Origin of the sequence: Streptosporangium sp. NPDC023963 (genome assembly GCF_040639135.1) — a bacterium.
GTDB lineage: Bacteria > Actinomycetota > Actinomycetes > Streptosporangiales > Streptosporangiaceae > Streptosporangium.
Genome location: NZ_JBEZZK010000042.1, coordinates 1 through 3,111, shown reverse-complemented (window position 1 = coordinate 3,111; position 3,111 = coordinate 1). Strand labels below are relative to the sequence as shown.

The following is a 3,111-nucleotide window of genomic DNA, read 5'->3' as shown; positions in this document are numbered from 1 at the left end:
GCAGGGGAGCTGGCCGGTGGTCAGGTCTCGCAGGCGGTCGTGGCCGATGTCTCGGTGGCCGACGAGCCGATCGCGATCGTGGGCATGGCCTGCCGCTATCCCGGCGGCGTCTCCTCACCAGAAGGTCTGTGGGAACTGGTCGCGCAGGCTCGGGACGCGGTGGGCGACTTCCCGTCCGATCGCGGCTGGGACGTGGAAGGGGTGTACGGCCCGGAGCCGGGCGTACCGGGGAAGAGCTACACGCGACACGGCGCGTTCCTGTACGACGCCGCTGACTTCGACCCCGGCTTCTTCGGGATCAGCCCGCGTGAGGCGCTCGCGATGGATCCGCAGCAGCGGTTGCTGCTGGAGTCCTCGTGGGAGGCGATCGAGCGGGCGGGCCTGGACCCGGTGGGGCTGCGCGGCAGCCGTACGGGTGTCTTCGCCGGGGTGATGTACCACGACTACGGCCTCGGCACCCCGGCCGCGACCAGCGGTGGAAGCCTGGTGTCCGGACGAGTGTCGTACACCCTGGGCCTGGAGGGTCCGGCGGTCACGGTGGACACGGCGTGCTCGTCGTCGCTGGTGGCGCTGCACTGGGCGGCCCAGGCGTTGCGGTCGGGTGAGTGCGACCTGGCGCTGGCCGGTGGTGTGACGGTGATGTCGACGCCCGGCATGTTCATCGAGTTCTCGCGGCAGCGTGGCCTGTCGGCGGACGGGCGCTGCAAGGCGTTCTCCGCGTCGGCCGACGGCACCGGCTGGGGCGAGGGTGTCGGCATGCTGCTCGTCGAGCGGCTCTCGGACGCCCGGCGCAACGGGCACCAGATTCTCGCCGTCATGCGGGGCAGCGCGATCAACCAGGACGGCGCGAGCAACGGTCTCACCGCCCCGAACGGTCCGGCGCAGCAGCGGGTGATCCGTCAGGCACTGGCGAACGCCGGACTGTCGACCACGGACATCGACGCCGTGGAGGCGCACGGCACGGGCACCACCCTCGGCGACCCGATCGAGGCGCAGGCCATCCTGGCCACGTACGGTCAGGACCGTCCCGAGGACCGGCCGCTGTGGCTGGGGTCGCTGAAGTCCAACATCGGTCACACCCAGGCAGCCGCCGGTGTCGGCGGCGTCATCAAGATGGTGATGGCTCTCCGCCACGAACTCCTCCCCAAGACCCTGCACGTGGACGAGCCGAGCCCGCACGTGGACTGGTCGGCCGGTGCGGTGGAACTGCTCACCGAGCCCATTTCCTGGCAGGAGAACGGGCACGCCCGCCGCGCGGCCATCTCGTCCTTCGGGATCAGCGGCACGAACGCGCACGTGATCATCGAGCAGGGTCCGGTGGTGGAGCCGGAGCCTTCCGGCACTGAGCTGCCGGTGACGCCGTGGCTGCTCTCGGCCAAGACGCCGGAGGCGCTGCGGGCGCAGGCCGGGCAGCTCGCGTCGTGGCTGGAGGCTCAGCCGGAGCTGAGCCCGGCGGATGTCGCCTGGACGCTGGCGAGCGGTCGCGCGGTGCTGGAACAGCGCGCGGCGGTGGTCGGAGCCGACCGGGCCGAGCTGCTGGCGGGCCTGCGTGCCCTGGCCGACGGTACGACGGCACCGGAAGCCGCGGCGACAGACGGCAGGCTGGCGATGCTGTTCACCGGTCAGGGCAGCCAGCGGGTGGGCATGGGCCGTGAGCTCGCGGCGGCGTTCCCGGTGTTCGCCGAGGCGCTGGAAGAGGTCTGCGCGCTGCTGCCCGGGTCGGTGCGCGAGGCGATGTTCTCCGATCCTGACGAGGTGCTGGCCGAGACGGGGACGACCCAGCCGGCCCTGTTCGCCTTCGAGGTCGCCCTCTACCGGCTGCTCACCTCGCTCGGTGTGACTCCGGACGTGCTGGTGGGTCACTCGGTCGGGGAGATCGCGGCCGCGCATGTGGCCGGGGTGCTCTCGCTGCCCGACGCGTGTGCCCTGGTCACGGCTCGCGCCCGGTTGATGCAGGCGCTGCCGGAAGGCGGGGCGATGCTGGCCATCGCCGCTCCCGAGGCGGAGATCCTTCCCCTGTTGGAAGGCCGCCAGGACGTGAGCATCGCCGCGGTCAACGGCCCTCAGGCCGTGGTGATCTCCGGTAGCGAGGCCGCGGTGGAGGAGATCGCGGGCTTGGTGAGTGCCCGTACCCGACGGCTGCGGGTCTCGCACGCGTTCCATTCACCCCTGATGGAGCCGATGCTCGCCGAATTCGAGCAGATCGTCTCCGCCCTGACCTTCGCCGAGCCGAGCATCCCGATCATCTCCAACGTGACGGGCCGTCCCGCCGAGCCGGGCCTGCTGACCGACCCGGCGTACTGGGTGCGGCACGTGCGCGAAGCGGTGCGCTTCGCCGACGGGGTGGTCGCCTGCCAGGCGAACGTGTTCGTGGAGATCGGCCCGGATACCACCCTGACCGCGCTGGCTCAGCAGAGCGTCGAGGACGGCGCCTTCGTCGCGACCGCGCGCAAGGACCGCGACGAGATCCGGTCACTGGTCGAAGCGCTGGGCCGGTTGCACACCCACGGCGTCACCGTGGACTGGACGACGTTCCTCGCCCCGAGAGCGCATGTCGATCTGCCGACGTACGCCTTCCAGCACGAGCGGTACTGGATCCCCGCGCTGACCGATGCCGGGGACATGAACGCTGCCGGACTGGGCGCGATCGATCACCCGGTGTTCAGCGCCGTGACCGAGGTCGCCAGCGGCGAGTCGGTGATCTTCAGTGGCCGCCTGTCACCCGCCACGCAGCCGTGGCTGGCCGATCACCTCGTGGGTGGCCAGATGCTGGTGCCGGGGGCGGCGCTGGTCGAGCTGGTCATCCGGGCAGGCGACGAGGTCGAGTGCTCCTACCTGCAGGAGTTGACCATCCAGGCGCCGCTGGTGGTGCCCACACAGGGCGGCGTCCAGATCCAGGTGGTCGTCGGAGCGGTGGAGGAGTCGGGAGCACGCCCGCTGACCGTCCACTCCCGCTCCCAGGACGCCACCGGATGGACGCAGCACGCTCAGGGCCTGATCACCGCCGAACCGCCGATGGCGGCGTTCGAGCTGGCGCAGTGGCCGCCGGTGGACGCGCGGCCGGTGGCGGTCGATGGTCTGTACGACGATCTCGCGGCGGTCGGCCTGGAG

At 71.4% G+C, this 3,111-nt stretch carries 1 protein-coding gene; it reads left to right on the top strand.

Translation table 11 applies throughout. The features are described 5' to 3' along the window. Positions 1 to 3,111, top strand: a 3,111-nt coding sequence (locus AB0F88_RS44220) for a type I polyketide synthase (protein WP_362698680.1), incomplete at both ends; no start/stop codon positions are given.